14 protein-coding genes are annotated in these 15,960 nt (G+C 68.9%); 4 read left to right on the top strand and 10 right to left on the bottom strand.

Going from position 1 to position 15,960, the window contains the following annotated elements:
• Nucleotides 1–146: 146 nt before the first annotated feature.
• The 10 genes from U5A56_RS08880 to U5A56_RS08925 all read right to left on the bottom strand — a co-directional run bounded on the left by U5A56_RS08880 (nucleotide 147) and on the right by U5A56_RS08925 (nucleotide 11,689).
• Nucleotides 147–431: a DUF333 domain-containing protein gene (locus U5A56_RS08880; RefSeq protein ID WP_044844690.1), complete on the bottom strand. Its 285-nt coding sequence runs from the start codon at nucleotides 429–431 to the stop codon at nucleotides 147–149.
• A 157-nt stretch (nucleotides 432–588) separates the two neighbouring features.
• Nucleotides 589–1,287, bottom strand: coding sequence for a two-component system response regulator KdpE (gene kdpE / locus U5A56_RS08885; RefSeq protein WP_040127870.1), 699 nt, complete (start codon nucleotides 1,285–1,287; stop codon nucleotides 589–591).
• Nucleotides 1,280–4,123 carry a sensor histidine kinase KdpD gene (locus U5A56_RS08890; RefSeq protein WP_321820500.1) on the bottom strand — a complete coding sequence of 948 codons (2,844 nt, stop codon included), beginning with the start codon at nucleotides 4,121–4,123 and terminating at the stop codon, nucleotides 1,280–1,282. Before U5A56_RS08890 ends, kdpE begins: the two co-directional genes overlap by 8 nt.
• 162 nt (nucleotides 4,124–4,285) lie before the next feature.
• Nucleotides 4,286–4,867 carry a potassium-transporting ATPase subunit KdpC gene (gene kdpC / locus U5A56_RS08895; protein ID WP_321921903.1) on the bottom strand — a complete coding sequence of 194 codons (582 nt, stop codon included), beginning with the start codon at nucleotides 4,865–4,867 and terminating at the stop codon, nucleotides 4,286–4,288.
• 24 nt (nucleotides 4,868–4,891) lie between these two features.
• Nucleotides 4,892–6,976: a potassium-transporting ATPase subunit KdpB gene (kdpB, locus tag U5A56_RS08900; RefSeq protein ID WP_321802118.1), complete on the bottom strand. Its 2,085-nt coding sequence runs from the start codon at nucleotides 6,974–6,976 to the stop codon at nucleotides 4,892–4,894.
• A 54-nt stretch (nucleotides 6,977–7,030) separates the two neighbouring features.
• A complete protein-coding gene (gene kdpA, locus U5A56_RS08905; RefSeq protein WP_321921904.1) occupies nucleotides 7,031–8,836 on the bottom strand; it encodes a potassium-transporting ATPase subunit KdpA in 1,806 nt (601 codons plus the stop codon).
• Nucleotides 8,833–8,925: a K(+)-transporting ATPase subunit F gene (gene kdpF / locus U5A56_RS08910; RefSeq protein ID WP_006752209.1), complete on the bottom strand. Its 93-nt coding sequence runs from the start codon at nucleotides 8,923–8,925 to the stop codon at nucleotides 8,833–8,835. The genes kdpA and kdpF overlap by 4 nt, the downstream gene beginning before the upstream one ends.
• A 379-nt stretch (nucleotides 8,926–9,304) precedes the next feature.
• Nucleotides 9,305–10,279, bottom strand: coding sequence for a quinone oxidoreductase (locus U5A56_RS08915; RefSeq protein WP_321921905.1), 975 nt, complete (start codon nucleotides 10,277–10,279; stop codon nucleotides 9,305–9,307).
• 182 nt (nucleotides 10,280–10,461) lie between these two features.
• Nucleotides 10,462–10,854, bottom strand: coding sequence for a methylglyoxal synthase (locus U5A56_RS08920; protein ID WP_044844698.1), 393 nt, complete (start codon nucleotides 10,852–10,854; stop codon nucleotides 10,462–10,464).
• A gap of 55 nt (nucleotides 10,855–10,909) precedes the next feature.
• Complete coding sequence (locus U5A56_RS08925; RefSeq protein ID WP_321921908.1) at nucleotides 10,910–11,689, bottom strand: SDR family oxidoreductase; 780 nt, start codon at nucleotides 11,687–11,689, stop codon at nucleotides 10,910–10,912.
• Nucleotides 11,690–11,934: 245 nt separating this feature from the next.
• Here U5A56_RS08925 and upp point away from each other — a divergent pair, with 245 nt between their 5' ends.
• From upp to hemF, 4 genes are all read left to right on the top strand, one after another.
• Nucleotides 11,935–12,585, top strand: a complete 651-nt coding sequence (upp, locus tag U5A56_RS08930; protein WP_006478229.1) for a uracil phosphoribosyltransferase — start codon at nucleotides 11,935–11,937, stop codon at nucleotides 12,583–12,585.
• A 218-nt stretch (nucleotides 12,586–12,803) separates the two neighbouring features.
• Entirely contained in the window at nucleotides 12,804–13,532 is a 729-nt protein-coding gene (locus tag U5A56_RS08935; protein WP_044844700.1) for a YebC/PmpR family DNA-binding transcriptional regulator, read from the top strand.
• Nucleotides 13,533–13,637: 105 nt separating this feature from the next.
• Complete coding sequence (gene purD / locus U5A56_RS08940; RefSeq protein ID WP_321921910.1) at nucleotides 13,638–14,915, top strand: phosphoribosylamine--glycine ligase; 1,278 nt, start codon at nucleotides 13,638–13,640, stop codon at nucleotides 14,913–14,915.
• A gap of 118 nt (nucleotides 14,916–15,033) precedes the next feature.
• Nucleotides 15,034–15,954 (top strand): oxygen-dependent coproporphyrinogen oxidase, encoded by a 921-nt coding sequence (hemF, locus tag U5A56_RS08945; RefSeq protein WP_321921912.1) that lies wholly within the window; start codon nucleotides 15,034–15,036, stop codon nucleotides 15,952–15,954.
• The last annotated feature ends 6 nt before the right edge of the window (nucleotides 15,955–15,960 follow it).

The following is a 15,960-nucleotide window of genomic DNA, read 5'->3' on the forward strand; positions in this document are numbered from 1 at the left end:
CCCGTTGAAGCGAATGGCCCGGGGTCGTCCCCGGGCGGCGCCGAGTATAACAACACGCTTACGGGCATGCCGGATGCGCCGGCCGGGGGCAAACGGGGGATCGCTGCGACGCATGGCCCGCGCGCCGCCGCCCGGCCTGCCCGGTCTCAGTTCGACACGCGTTTGGCGCCGCCGCCGCCGACGCAACGGTCGTCGCGGTACAGCGCCCATTCGTCGCACACCCGGCCGTCCTTGAACACGCACATGCCGACCTGCCCGCTCGACAGGTTGCGGATCACATGGCGGCCGCCGAGCTTCTCGCAGTTGACCGACGCGGGATTGGCGAGCGCCTGTTGCGGCGCCGAAGGCTGCTGCCCGGGCGGCAGCGGCTGGGCAAACGCGCCGGGCGCAGCGAGCGCCAGCGCACAGATGACGACCAGACGGACGGACATTGCACGCTCCTCGATTTCGTTCGCGGAACGGTCAGCATAGCGGGGAATCCGTGGCCGGTGTGCGCGGCCCGCGCATGCGGCGGCAATGTCGCGCCGAAGCAACTTCACCGGCGTGCGGCCTTGCATTCCGGCCGCATCGCGCGGCATGCCGCGGACGTCACGCAGCGCCGACGAGCCGGTAGCCGACGCCCGTTTCGGTGACGATATGCTCGGGCTGCGCGGGATCGCGCTCGAGCTTCTGGCGCAGGTGCGCCATGTAGATGCGCAGATAGTGATGGCTCTCGACGTGCGACGGCCCCCACACGTCGCGCAGCAGCTGGCGATGCGTGAGCACGCGCCCCGCGTGCCGCACGAGCGTCGCGAGCAGCCGGTACTCGAGCGGCGTCAGGTGCACGATCTCGCCGTCGCGCCACACCTGGCGCAGCGCGAGATCGACGCTCACCGTGCCGAAGCTCACCTTCGGCGACTCGTTCGCGCCGCCCTGGTTGCGCCGGCGCAGTTGCGCGCGGATCCGCGCGCGCAGCTCGGACACGCCGAACGGCTTGGTCAGGTAGTCGTCGGCGCCGGCATCGAGCGCGGCGACCTTCTCCTCTTCCTGGGTGCGCGCGGACAGCACGATCACCGGCACCTCGGACCAGCCGCGCAGCTCGCGGATCACGTCGAGGCCATCGGTGTCGGGCAGGCCGAGATCGACGATCACGAGATCGGGCTTGCGGGTCGCCGCGTCGATCAATCCCTGCTTGCCCGTCTCCGCCTCGAACACGGCGATGTCCTCCTCTTCGAGCGCGGCGCGCACGAAGCGGCGGATCTGTTTTTCGTCCTCGATCAGGACGACGGTCAGGCTCGGTTCACTCATGATCTGGCAATGGCTCGGAGGGAGACGACGCGCCGGGCACGTCGATTTCGTCGTCGGGTACGGCAGGCACGGCCGGCGGCGTGTCGACCGGCAGCGTGAACCAGAAGCGCGCGCCCGTCACGCGGCCGTCGGGCGCGGTACGGTTGAGCGCGCCGATTCTACCGCCATGCGCCTCGACGATCGCGCGGCAGATCGCGAGGCCGAGCCCGATGCCAGGCGTCGCCGATTCCTTCTCGCCGCGCGTGAACTTGTCGAAGATCCGCGTTTCCATCCCGGCCGGCAGGCCCGGGCCGTGATCGTCGACGTGCACGCGCACGAAGGGCTGGCCGTCGTCGGTCACGCGTTCGGCGCCGATGTCGATCGGCGCATCGGGCGGCGTGTATTTCGCCGCGTTCTCGAACAGGTTGGTGAACAGCCGCTCCATCAGCACCGCGTCCATCTGCAGGAGCGGCAGGTCGGCCGGCAGCGACACGCGCGCCGGATGCCGCGCGAGCACGCGCTTGCACGCGGCGAGCGCGGCGCCGACGGTTTCCTCGAGCAGCGACCACTGGCGCTTGAGCTGCAGGCTGCCGGCCTGCAGCCGCGCCATGTCGAGCAGGTTGGTGACGATGCCCGTCATCCGCAGCGCCTCGTCGTGGATCGCGTCGACCAGCTCGCCCTCGCGCTGCGCGAAGCGTTCGGCCGCCGCGGCGTCGCCGTCCTGCGCGGCCGCGCGACCGTTCGCGAGCATCGACGAAAAGCCGACGATCGTCGTGAGCGGCGTGCGCAGGTCGTGCGAGATCGCCGACAGCAGCGAGTTGCGCAGCCGCTCGGATTCCATGTTGACGAGCGCGTCGCGCGCGATCTCGACGTAGTGCACGCGCTCGAGCGCAAGCGCGATCTGCGCGGCGAACGCGTCGAGCATCCGCTGCTGCTCGGGCACCTCGAGCTCGCGCGGCTCGCGCGACGCGACCGCGAGCACGCCGCGCGTACGCATCGGCGCCTTCAGCGGCAGGTACAGCGCGGCGGCGGCGGGCAGCGTGTCGGTGCCGCGGCCGGCCGGCTTCTGCTGGTCGTACACCCACTGGCCGACGTCGCTGTCGAGATCCGCGCCCGTCAGCGTGACGGCCGCGTCGGGTTCCTCGATCTTCTGCCGCACCTGGTCCGCGCTGTCGGGCAGCAGGAACGCGACGCGCGCGCGGAACACCTCGCCCACGTGGCGGCTGCCGATCTCGACGATCTGCTCGGTCGTCAGCGCCGCGCCGAGCTCGCGCGCCATCGCGTAGATCGCGCCGGTGCGGCGCTCGCGGCGCTGCGCGATGCTCGCCTGGCGCGTCAGCGTCGACGTCAGGTGACTGATCACGAGCGACGTCAGCAGCATCCCGAAGAAGGTCAGCAGGTACTGCGTGTCGCTGACCGAGAACGACATGCGCGGCGGCACGAAGAAGAAATCGAACGCGGCGACCGACAGGAACGACTGCAGCACGCCCGGGCCGCGCCCGAGCCGCACGGCCGAGAACACGACGCCGAGCAGGTACAGCATCACGAGGTTCGTGAGGTCGAGCCGCTCGGACACGACGCTCGCGACACCGGTGATCGCCGCGCAGATCGCGGCGGCGTACAGGTAGTGGCGCGGCGGCGAACGCCGCAACCCGAATTGCGCGAACGCGTCGCGCCAGTCGCGTGCGCGCGCGTCGAGCGGCGCCGCGCGCACTTCGTCGCTCGCCGACGCGCGGATCAGCATCAGGTCGACGTCGCCCGCGCGTTCGGCGAGCTGTTCGCCGAACGGCCGCGCGAAGCGGCGCGCGAGCCCGACTTTCGGCGAGCCGCCCGCGACGAGCTTCGACACGTTGCGCACCTTCGCATAGCCGATCAGCGCGGCGACCGCGTCGTCGCCCGCGAGCGTGGCCGTCTCCGCGCCGAGCTCGGCCGCGAGTTTCAACGCGTCGAGCGTGCGCTGCCGTCGCGCGTCGGGCAGCCGCTGCAGCCGCGGCGTCTCGACGTATACGGCGATCCAGTCGGCCTTCAGGCTCGCCGCGAGCCGCGCGGCCGCGCGCACGAGCGTCGGCGCCTCGGGGCCCGGCCCGACGCACACGAGCAGCCGCTCGCGCGCCTGCCAGATGCGCTGGATCGAACGGTCGGCGCGGTACTCGCGCATCTGCGCGTCGACGCGATCGGCCGTGCGCCGCAGCGCCAGCTCGCGCAGCGCGATCAGGTTGCCCTTGCGGAAGAAGTTGCGCACCGCGCGCTCGGCCTGCTGCGCGAGATAGACCTTGCCGTCGCGCATCCGCTCGAGCAGCTCCTCGGCCGGCAGGTCGACCAGCGTGACTTCGTCGGCCGCGTCGAACACGCGGTCGGGCACGGTCTCCCACACGCGGATGCCGGTAATCGCGCCGACCACGTCGTTCAGGCTTTCGAGGTGCTGGACGTTGACGGTGGTGTACACGTCGATGCCCGCGTCGAGCAGTTCGTAGACGTCCTGCCAGCGCTTCAGGTGGCGCGCGCCCTGCACGTTCGAATGCGCGAGTTCGTCGACGAGGATCAGTTGCGGTGCGCGCGCGAGCGCGCCGTCGAGATCGAATTCGGCGAGCGTGCGGCCGCGATACTCGATGCGCGCGAGCGGCAGCACGTCGAGGCCGTCGAGCAGTGCGGCGGTTTCGCCGCGGCCGTGGGTCTCGACGATGCCGACGACGACGTCGACGCCGTCCTGCAGCCGCTGGCGCGCGGCCTGCAGCATCGCATAGGTCTTGCCGACGCCGGCGGACGCGCCGAAGAAGATCTTGAGCTGGCCGCGCCGCTGCTTTTCTTCGTCGCGCTGCAGCTTGTCGAGGAGTTGGTCGGGATCGGGGCGGTTCATGCGTCAGGAAGGCGAAACGCGGGATGGCGAACGAGTACTGTCATTGTGGTTCCAAATCGCCGCAAAAGGCAAAGACGGCGCATGCGCCGTCGGACAAGCGCGTGCGGCGCGGATCGGGCCGCGCCGCACGCCGGTTGCCGCGCCGGGAGCCCGGCCGCGCGTTCAGTGCGCGGCCTGCGCCGCGTCGAGCGCGAGATTCAGCTTCAGCACGTTCACGCGCGGCTCGCCGAGCACGCCGAACTGGCGGCCCGCCGTGTTCGCGGCGACGAGCTGCGCGACCGCGTCGGCGGTCAGGTTACGCGCCTTCGCGACGCGCTCGACCTGGTACGCGGCGGCGGCCGGCGTGATCTCCGGATCGAGGCCGCTCGCCGACGCCGTCACGAGGTCGACCGGCACGGGCTTCGACATGTCGGTGCCGGCGTCGCGCAGCGCGGCGATGCGCGCCTTCACCTGGTCGGCGAGCGACGGGTTCAGCGGGCCGAGGTTCGAGCCGCCGGAGCCGGTCGCGTTGTACGGCATCGGCGCGGTGGCCGACAGGCGGCCCCAGAAATACTTCGGCGCATCGAACGGCTGGCCGATCAGCGCGGAGCCGACCGCGCGGCCGCCCTGCTCGATCAGGCTGCCGTTCGCCTGCGACGGAAACACGGCCTGGCCGAACACGGTCATCACGGCCGGATAGGCGAGCCCCGTCACGGCGGTCAGGACGACAAAGATCACGACGAGCGGGCGAATCAACGTTTTCATGAGGGTTCCTTCAAATGCGGCGCATCAGGCCCAGCCGAGCGCGGCGAGCGTCATGTCGATCAGCTTGATGAACGGGAACGGCAGCAGCACGCCGCCGAGGCCGTACACCAGCAGGTTGCGGCGCAGCAGCGACGCGGCGCCGAGCGGCCGGTAGGTGACGCCCTTCAGCGCGAGCGGGATCAGCGCGACGATGATCAGCGCGTTGAAGATCACCGCGGACAGGATCGCGGAGGCCGGCGACGTCAAATGCATGATGTCGAGCACGCGCAGTTGCGGGTACGTCGTCACGAACGCGGCCGGGATGATCGCGAAGTACTTCGCGATGTCGTTCGCGATCGAGAAGGTCGTCAGCGAGCCGCGCGTCATCAGCATCTGCTTGCCGATCTCGACGATCTCGATCAGCTTCGTCGGGTTCGAATCGAGGTCGACCATGTTGCCGGCTTCCTTCGCCGCCTGCGTGCCGGTGTTCATCGCCACCGCCACGTCGGCCTGCGCGAGCGCCGGCGCGTCGTTGGTGCCGTCGCCCGTCATCGCGACGAGGCGCCCCGCCGCCTGGTGCTCGCGGATCGTCGCGAGCTTGGTTTCCGGCGTCGCTTCCGCGAGGAAGTCGTCGACGCCCGCTTCCGCCGCGATCGCCGCGGCCGTCAGCCGGTTGTCGCCCGTCACCATCACGGTCTTGATGCCCATCTTGCGCAGTTCCGCGAAGCGCTCCTTGATGCCGCCCTTCACGATGTCCTTCAGCTCGATCACGCCGAGCACGCGCGCAACGCCGTCGTGCAGGTCGGCCACGACGAGCGGCGTGCTGCCGCGACGCGCGACGTCGTCGACCGCGCGGCGCACTTCATCCGGGAAGCGGCTGCCGTGCGTCTCGACGTAGCGGCGGATCGCATCGGCCGCACCCTTGCGGATCTCGCGACCCGGGAGATCGACGCCGCTCATCCGTGTCTGCGCGGAGAAGCCGAGGAAGGTCGCATGCAGCTGCGCCATGTCGCGCTGGCGGATGTTGAAGCGTTCCTTCGCGAGCACGACGATGCTGCGGCCTTCCGGCGTCTCGTCGGCGAGCGACGACAGCTGCGCCGCATCGGCCAGCGCCTCCTCGCTCACGCCCGGCGCGGGCACGAACATCGACGCCTGGCGGTTGCCGAGCGTGATCGTGCCGGTCTTGTCGAGCAGCAGCACGTCGACGTCGCCGGCCGCTTCCACCGCGCGGCCCGACGTCGCGATCACGTTCGCCTGCATCATCCGGCTCATCCCGGCCACGCCGATCGCCGACAGCAGCCCGCCGATCGTCGTCGGAATCAGGCACACCAGCAGCGCGACGAGCGCGGTGATCGTCACTACGTGGCCGGCCTTCATCGCTTCGACCGAGAACATCGAGAACGGCAGCAGCGTCGCGGTCGCGAGCAGCATCACGATCGTCAGCGCGACGAGCAGGATCGTCAGCGCGACCTCGTTCGGCGTTTTCTTGCGCTTCGCGCCCTCGACCATCGCGATCATCCGGTCGAGGAACGCCTCGCCGGGGTTCGCGGTGACCGTCACGACGATCCAGTCGGACAGCACGCGCGTGCCGCCGGTCACCGACGAGAAGTCGCCGCCCGATTCGCGGATCACCGGCGCGGATTCGCCGGTGATCGCCGATTCGTCGACCGACGCGACGCCGTCGACGACTTCGCCGTCGGCCGGGATCACGTCGCCGGCCTCGACCAGCACGACGTCGCCTTTGCGCAGGTCCGACGCGGTCGTGATGCGGATCGGCGACTTCGGATGCGGCTCGTTGAGCTTCTTCGCCATCACGTCCTTCTTCGCGCTGCGCAGCGACGCGGCCTGCGCCTTCGAACGCCCTTCGGCGAGCGCTTCGGCGAAGTTCGCGAACAGCACGGTGAACCACAGCCACAGCGCGATCGCGAGGATGAAGCCCGCGGGCGCCTCGGCCTGGCCGGCGAGCGCCGCGATCCACAGGATCGTGGTCAGGATGCTGCCGACGTACACGCAGAACATCACCGGGTTGCGGAACTGCGTGCGCGGCGTGAGTTTCTTGAACGAATCCACGATCGCCGGGCGCAGCAGCGCCGGATCGAACATGGACCGTGTTGCGGAATGTTGAGTCATTGCGATCTCTTCAATCTCTTCAGTCTTTGCAAGGTGTCGCCATGCGCTCGTGCGTCATGCGCCCAGCCACATCATCAGATGCTCGACGCCCGGGCCGAGCGCGAGCGCCGGCACGTAGGTCAGCGCGCCCACCAGCATCACGGTGCCGAGCAGCAGCACGACGAACAGCGGGCCGTGGGTCGGCAGCGTGCCGCTCGTCACCGCGATGCGCTTCTTCGCGGCGAGCGAGCCGGCGATCGCCAGCACCGGCACGATCGTGCCGAAGCGGCCGAACCACATCGCGATCGCGGTCATCCAGTTGTAGAACGGCGTGCCGACCGTCAGGCCCGCGAACGCACTGCCGTTGTTGTTTGCGGCCGAGCTGAACGCGTACAGGATTTCCGAGAAGCCGTGCGGGCCCGGGTTCGCGATGCCGGCACGGCCCGCGTCGGCCAGCACCGCGATCGACGTGCCGACCAAGACGAGCAGCGGCGTGAGCAGCACGACGATCGACACCATCTTCATCTCGTACGACTCGATCTTCTTGCCGACGTATTCCGGCGTGCGGCCGATCATCAGGCCCGCGACGAACACCGCGAGCAGCGCGAACACCAGCATTCCGTAGAGACCGGACCCGACACCGCCGTAGATCACCTCGCCGAGCTGCATCAGCAGCATCGGCACGAGACCGCCGAGCGGCGTCAGCGAATCGTGCATCGTGTCGACCGCGCCGCACGACGCGGCCGTCGTCGCGACCGTGAAGATGCCGGTCTGCGCGATGCCGAAGCGCGTTTCCTTGCCTTCCATGTTGCCGCCCGGCTGCAGCGCGCTCGTCGACTGGTCGACTTGCAGCGCGGCGAGCGTCGGGTTGCCGGCCTGCTCGGCGCTCACCTCGACGCCGATCGCGACCGCGAACGCGACCGTCATCGCCGCGAGCACCGCGATGCCCTGCCGGCGGTCGCCGATCATCCGGCCGAACACGAGGCACAGCGCGGCCGGAATGATCAGGATCGCGAAGATCTGGATGAAGTTCGCGAACGGCGTCGGGTTCTCGTACGGATGCGCAGAGTTCGCGTTGAAGAAGCCGCCGCCGTTGGTGCCGAGCATCTTGATCGCTTCCTGCGACGCGACCGGGCCCATCGCGAGTGTCTGCTTCGTCAGCTGCGTCGGCACCGTGACCGCGTTACCCTTGTCGTCCTTCACCGGGTTGCCCTGCGCGTCGAGCTTCGGCGCCGCATAGGTGCTCGTCTGCAGCACCGGCACGTCCTGGTAGGCCTTCATGTTCTGGATCACGCCCTGGCTCATCAGCAGCGCGGTGATCACCACCGACATCGGCACGAGCACGTACATCGTCACGCGCGTGAGGTCGACCCAGAAGTTGCCGATCGTCTGCGCGGTGTGGCGCGCGAAACCGCGGATCAGCGCGATCACGACGACGATGCCGGTCGCGGCCGACAGGAAGTTCTGCACGGTCAGGCCGAGCATCTGCGTCAGGTAGCTGACGGTCTGCTCGGGCGTGTAGTCCTGCCAGTTCGTGTTGGTGACGAAGCTGACGGCCGTGTTGAATGCGCCGTCAGTCGTCATCGCGCCGAACTGCTGCGGATTGCCGGGGAGGAAACCCTGCAGGCGCAGCAGGCCGTAGAGAAACAACGCGCCGAGCGCGTTGAATGCGATCGTGGCGACTGCGTAGCGCTTCCAGTTCATCTCGGTGCCGGCGTCGACGCCGGCGATGCGGTACAGCGCGCGCTCGAGCGGTCCGAACACGCGCACGACGCGCGAGCTGCCGTCCATCACGGCCGTCAGGTAGCGCGCGACCGGCACGGCCGCCGCAAGCAGCACGACGATGAACAGCAGCGTCTGCAACAGGTTGTTCGCGTTCATTCGATGTCCTCCGCGCGCAGCAGCGCAAAGACGAGATACGCGAACAGCAGGGCCGTCGAGGCACCCGCCAGCCAAAGCATCCAGGTCATGCGCGCCCCCCGCGGCCGTATTGCACGAGCTTCTCGCAACCGGCAAGCAAACCGAGGATCAGCGCTGTGAACAGCACCAGTGCGCCGATGAAAACCCCATCCATTTTTGTGTTCTCCGTCGTCGAAATCGGACGACTAGAACCTTATGGGAACGCGCGTAAAGGACGGGTCAAAGGTCATCGGGCCGGTATAAAAAACGCGTAAACGCGTGCGGCGGGGGACGGCGGGTGGAACGGCGGGTGGGACGGCGGCGGGACAGCTGGCGGGACGTCGGGCGGAACAGCGAACCGAACGTCGGTCGAGACGAAGACTGGACGGACGGCGACCGGCGCCGCCCGCCAGGGTGCGCGCCGGCGCGGTGCCGGCGCGAAGGGATGCGTCAGGGAACGAGGATCGTCGAGCCGGTCGTCTTGCGCGACTCGAGGTCGGCATGCGCGCGGCCGACTTCCGCGAGCGGATAGCGCTGGTTGATGCTCGTCTTCACCTTGCCCGACAGGATCACGTCGAACAGCTCGGCGGCCGCGGCTTCGAGATCGGCGCGCTTCGCGATGTACGAGAACAGCGTCGGCCGCGTGAAGAACAGCGAACCGCGCGACGAGAGCTCCTTCGAGTCGATCGGCGGCAGCGGGCCCGACGCGTTGCCGAAGCTGACGAACAGCCCGAGCGGCGCGAGGCAGTCGAGCGAACCGATGTAGGTGTCCTTGCCGATCGAATCGTAGACGACCGGCACGAGCGCATCGCTCGTGATCGCCCTCACGCGCTGCGTGAAGTTCTCGCGCGTGTAGACGATCGGGTGGTCGCAGCCGTGCGCTTTCGCGAGTTCGGCCTTCTCGTCGGAGCCGACCGTGCCGATCACCGTTGCGCCGAGCGCCTTCGCCCACTGGCAGACCAGCAGGCCGACGCCGCCCGCCGCGGCATGGATCAGGATCGTGTCGCCGGCCTTGACCGGATACGTGCGGCGCAGCAGGTAGTGCGCGGTCAGGCCCTGCAGCATCACCGACGCCGCTGCGTCGTAGCTGATGCCGTCCGGCAGCTTGACGAGGCGGTCGGCGGGCAGCACGCGCTCCTGCGCGTACGCGCCGGGCGACGACCACACATAGGCGACGCGGTCGCCGGGCTTGAACGCGGTCACGTCATCGCCGACCGCCGTCACCTCGCCGGCCGCCTCCATCCCGAGCCCGGCGGGCAACGGCTGCGGATAGAGGCCGGTGCGGAAATACACGTCGATATAGTTGAGCCCGACCGCATGCTGCTTGACGCGGACCTGGCCCGCCTGCGGCTCGCTGACCTCGACGTCGACCCACTTCATCACGTCCGGGCCGCCTGCCTGGTCGTATCGGATTGCTTTCGGCATCGTTTCGCTCCTCGTTTCTGAATCGGTCAGGGGGATATTCGGGTCGCCGACGCACGGGCCGACGCCGACCGGTGCAGGCAGGAACCGGCGGCCGATGCGCGTCGCGACGCCCGATTCTCGCGCGTCGCCGCCGGGCGTGCATGGCCCTGCCATTAGCAGGGGCAATCGGGCTGGCCGAACGCCTAGCAAACGTCCTGCATGTTGCGCGCCAGATCGTCGAGCAGCATCCGCGCGGTCGCGACGTTGGTCGCGACCGGCACGTCGTGCACGTCGCATGCGCGCACCAGCGCGGTGATGTCCGGGTCGTGCGGCTGCGCGGTCATCGGGTCGCGCAGGAACACGACGATGTCGACGCGGCCTTCGGCCAGCTCCGCACCGATCTGCAGGTCGCCGCCTTGCGGCCCCGACAGCTTGCGCTCGACCTCGAGCCCGTGCGCGGCGGCGATGCGGCCGCCCGTGGTGCCGGTCGCGACCAGCCGGCATTGCGCGAGCGTCGCGCGGTACTGGCCCGCGAGCGCGACGATCTCGTCCTTCTTCGCGTCGTGCGCAATCAGTGCGATGCGGGGTTTGCTCATCTCCGTTTCCTTCGTGGGTCGATTGTTGTCGTATGTTTGAACGGCGGTGCGCGCGTCAGAACGTGCCCGGATACGCGCCGCCGTCGAGCAGCCAGTTCTGCCCGGTGATATAGCCGGCATGCACGCTGCAGAGGAACGCGCACGCCGCACCGAATTCGGCGCGCGTGCCGAGGCGCCCGGCCGGGATTTCCTTCGCGCGACGCGCGCGCATCTCGTCGACGCTCACGCCGTGCGCCTTCGCCGACGCGGCGAGCGTCGTCGCGATCCGGTCGGTGTCGAACAGCCCGGGCAGCAGGTTGTTGATCGTCACGCCCTGCCCCGCGACCTTGCGCGACAGCCCCGCGACGAAGCCGGTCAGCCCCGAGCGCGCGCCGTTCGACAGCGCGAGCACGTCGATCGGCGCCTTCACGGCCGAGCTCGTGATGTTGACGATCCGGCCGAAGCCGCGGCCGATCATCCCGTCGACGGTCGCGCGGATCAGCTCGATCGGCGTCAGCATGTTCGACTCGAGCGCGCGGATCCAGTCGTCGTGCGAGAAATCGCGGAAGTCGCCGGGCGGCGGCCCGCCGGCATTCGTCACGAGAATGTCCGGCTGCGGGCACGCGGCGAGCGCGGCCGCGCGGCCGTCGGGCGTCGTGATGTCGCAGGCGACGGCGGTGATCGACACGTTCGACCCTGCGCGGATCTCCTCCGCGGTTTCCTCCAGCGTGTCGCGCGTGCGCGCGACGATCACGAGGTTCACGCCCTCGGCGGCCAGCGCTTCCGCGCAGCCGCGCCCGAGCCCCTTGCTCGCCGCGCACACGAGCGCGGTCTTTCCTGCGATGCCGAGATCCATCGTCGATTCCTTTATGGCGACGCGCGCCGGCCGGGCCGGGTCGCCGACGGGTCGCAGGCCGGTTCGCCGGGCGGGCGAACGGTCGCGAACGGTCGCGAGCGGGCGAACACGGCGCGCGGATTGTCGTGAGACGTCGATAATATCCGGATCACGTGGCGCGCCTTGGTAAAATTGCGGCCATGAGCGGCGGCCGGCCTGGCGCCGGCGCCGCCCCCGATCCCCTTTTGCCGCCAAGGCACCCCGTCATGAAACAGGACAGCCGTTTCCCGAATCTCTTCATCACCGATCACCCGCTGATCCAGCACAAGCTGACCCACATGCGCGACAAGGACACGTCGACGCGCACGTTCCGCGAACTGCTGCGCGAGATCACGCTGCTGATGGGCTACGAGATCACCCGCAACCTGCCGATCACGACCAAGCGGGTCGAAACCCCGCTGGTGGCGGTCGACGCACCGGTGATCGCGGGCAAGAAGCTCGCGATCGTGCCCGTGCTGCGCGCCGGCATCGGGATGTCGGATGGCCTGCTCGACCTGGTGCCGTCCGCGCGCGTCGGCCACATCGGCGTGTACCGCGCGGAAGATCACCGCCCGGTCGAATACCTGGTGCGCCTGCCCGATCTCGAAGATCGCATCTTCATCCTGTGCGACCCGATGGTCGCGACCGGCTATTCGGCCGTGCACGCGGTCGACGTGCTCAAGCGCCGCAACGTGCCGGCCGCGAACATCATGTTCGTCGCGCTGGTCGCCGCGCCCGAGGGCGTGCAGGTGTTCCAGGACGCGCACCCGGACGTGAAGCTGTTCGTCGCGTCGCTCGACTCGCACCTGAACGAGCATGCGTACATCGTGCCGGGCCTGGGCGACGCGGGCGACCGCCTGTTCGGCACCAAGAACTGACAGACGATGCCGCCGGGCCGCGCGGCCCGGCACGCCGCAACGGCCCGCCCGGCCGTTCGGCCATGCGCGGCGGCCCCGAAGCGACGGTCGCCGCGTGATAAAATCACGTTCCACTCGACACGCGCGGCCCCGCGGCTTCATGCCCGCCCAGACGGCCGCCGATTCAACGACACATTGGCACAATCGCCCGCGCAGCGCGCCCGGGCACGGAGAAAGGTATGGCTGGTCATTCGAAATGGGCCAACATCAAGCATAAGAAGGCAGCAGCCGACGCGAAGCGCGGCAAGATCTGGACCCGACTGATCAAGGAAATCCAGGTCGCGGCCCGCCTCGGCGGCGGCGACGCGAGTTCGAACCCGCGCCTGCGTCTCGCGGTCGACAAGGCGGCCGACGCGAACATGCCGAAGGACAACGTCAAGCGCGCGATCGACCGCGGCGTCGGCGGCGCGGACGGCGCGAACTACGAAGAAATCCGTTACGAAGGCTACGGCATCAGCGGCGCGGCGATCATCGTCGACACGCTGACCGACAACCGCACCCGCACGGTCGCGGAAGTCCGTCACGCATTCTCGAAGTTCGGCGGCAACATGGGCACCGACGGTTCGGTCGCGTTCATGTTCGATCACGTCGGACAGTTCCTGTTCGCGCCCGGCACGTCGGAAGACGCGCTGATGGAAGCGGCGCTCGAAGCCGGCGCGGACGACGTCAGCACGAACGACGACGGCTCGATCGAAGTGCTGTGCGACTGGCAGGCGTTCTCGGCAGTGAAGGACGCGCTCGAAGCCGCGGGCTTCAAGGCCGAACTCGCCGAAGTGACGATGAAGCCGCAGAACGAAGTCGAATTTACCGGCGACGATGCGGCGAAGATGCAGAAGCTCCTGGACGCGCTCGAGAACCTCGACGACGTGCAGGAGGTGTATACGAACGCCGTCATCGTCGAGGAATGAGATGCCGGCCGCCGTGCGCAGCGTTGCGACGGCGGCCCGACCGATTTCGCGGCCGGCGCGCCTGAGCGTGCCGGCCGCCCTGTTTTCTAGTCTGCGGGGAATCCCATGAAACTACTCGTCGTCGGTTCCGGCGGTCGCGAACATGCACTGGCGTGGAAGCTCGCGCAGTCGCCGCGCGTCCAGATGGTCTACGTCGCGCCCGGCAATGGCGGCACGGCGCAGGACGAGCGTCTGAAGAACGTCGACATCACGTCGCTCGACGCGCTGGCCGATTTCGCGGAAAGCGAAGGCGTCGCGTTCACGCTCGTCGGGCCGGAAGCGCCGCTCGCGGCCGGCATCGTCAACCTGTTCCGCGCGCGCGGCCTGAAGGTGTTCGGCCCGACCCGCGAAGCCGCGCAACTCGAAAGCTCGAAGGATTTCGCGAAGGCGTTCATGAAGCGCCACGGCATCCCGACCGCCGACTACGAAACCTTCTCCGACGCGGCTGCCGCGCACGCATACATCGACGCGAAAGGCGCACCGATCGTCGTGAAGGCCGACGGCCTCGCGGCCGGCAAGGGCGTCGTCGTCGCGATGACGCTGGAAGAAGCGCACGCCGCGGTCGACATGATGCTGTCGGGCAACAAGCTGGGCGACGCCGGCGCGCGCGTCGTGATCGAGGAATTCCTCGATGGCGAGGAAGCAAGCTTCATCGTGATGGTCGACGGCAAGCACGCGCTGGCACTGGCGTCGAGCCAGGACCACAAGCGCCTGCTCGACGAGGACCGCGGCCCGAACACGGGCGGCATGGGCGCCTACTCGCCCGCGCCGATCGTCACGCCGCAGATGCACGCACGCGTGATGCGCGAGATCATCATGCCGACGGTGCGCGGGATGGAGAAGGACGGCATCCGCTTCACGGGCTTCCTGTACGCAGGCCTGATGATCGACAAGGAAGGCAATCCGCGCACGCTGGAATTCAACTGCCGGATGGGCGACCCCGAGACGCAGCCGATCATGGCGCGCCTGAAGAGCGATTTCTCGAAGGTCGTCGAACAGGCGATCGCGGGCACGCTCGACACGGTCGAGCTCGACTGGGACCGCCGCACCGCGCTCGGCGTCGTGCTGGCCGCGCACGGCTATCCGGACGCGCCGCGCAAGGGCGACCGCATCACCGGGATCCCGGCCGAGACTGAACAGGCCGTGACGTTCCATGCGGGCACGACGCTCGACGGCGACAAGCTGACGACGTCCGGCGGCCGTGTGCTGTGCGTGGTCGGCCTCGCCGATTCGGTGCGCGAAGCGCAGCAGCATGCGTACGACACGATCAACCAGATCAATTTCGAAGGCATGCAGTACCGCCGCGACATCGGCTTCCGCGCGCTGAATCGCAAGAGCACGTAACACCCTGACCGCCGCTTTGCCGTCGCAAACGGCGGCCTCCTCTGCCGGGGTTCGATAGAATGCCCGGCAGATGCCTTTTTTACGGCCCCCGCTTCGCGCGGGGGCAGCCAGTCCAGACATGACCGATTCGACCTACGACGTGGCGCGCGTGCGCACGTATCTCCAGGGCCTGCAGACACGCATCGCCGATGCGCTCGGCGCGCTCGACGGCACGCCGCTCGCGACCGACGCGTGGCAGCGCGGGCCGGAAGAGCGCCTGCGCGGCGGCGGCTGCACGCGGATTCTCGAAGGCGGCCGCGTGTTCGAGCGCGCGGGGATCGGTTTTTCCGACGTCGCGGGCGATGCGCTGCCGCCGTCGGCGAGCGCCGCGCGCCCGCAGCTGGCCGGCCGTGGCTTCGAGGCGCTCGGCGTGTCGCTCGTGCTGCATCCGCGCAACCCGTACTGCCCGACCGTGCACATGAACGTGCGGATGCTGATCGCGACGAAGCCCGGCGAGGCGCCGATTTTCTGGTTCGGCGGCGGCATGGATCTGACACCGGTTTATCCGTTCGAGGACGACGCGCGGCATTTCCACCAGACCTGCAAGGACGCGCTCGAACCGTTCGGCGCCGAGCTCTACCCGCGCTTCAAGACGTGGTGCGACGAGTATTTCTTCCTGAAGCACCGCAACGAGACGCGCGGCATCGGCGGGATCTTCTTCGACGATTTCTCCGAGCCTGGATTCGAACGCTCGTTTGAGATGATGCAAAACGTCGGCGACGCGTTCCTGAACGCGTACCTGCCGATCGTCGAACGCCGTGTCGCGCTGCCGTACGGCGAGCGCGAACGCGACTTCCAGGCTTACCGGCGCGGCCGCTACGTCGAATTCAACCTCGTGTTCGACCGCGGCACGCTGTTCGGGCTGCAAAGCGGCGGCCGGACCGAGTCGATCCTGATGTCGATGCCGCCGGTCGCGCACTGGCGTTACGACTGGCAGCCCGAGCCGGGCTCGCCGGAAGCGCGCCTGAGCGAGTTCCTCGTGCCGCGCGACTGGGTCTGAGCCCGT

Source organism: Burkholderia sp. BCC1998, assembly GCF_905339875.1.
In the GTDB taxonomy this organism is placed as follows: Bacteria; Pseudomonadota; Gammaproteobacteria; order Burkholderiales; family Burkholderiaceae; genus Burkholderia.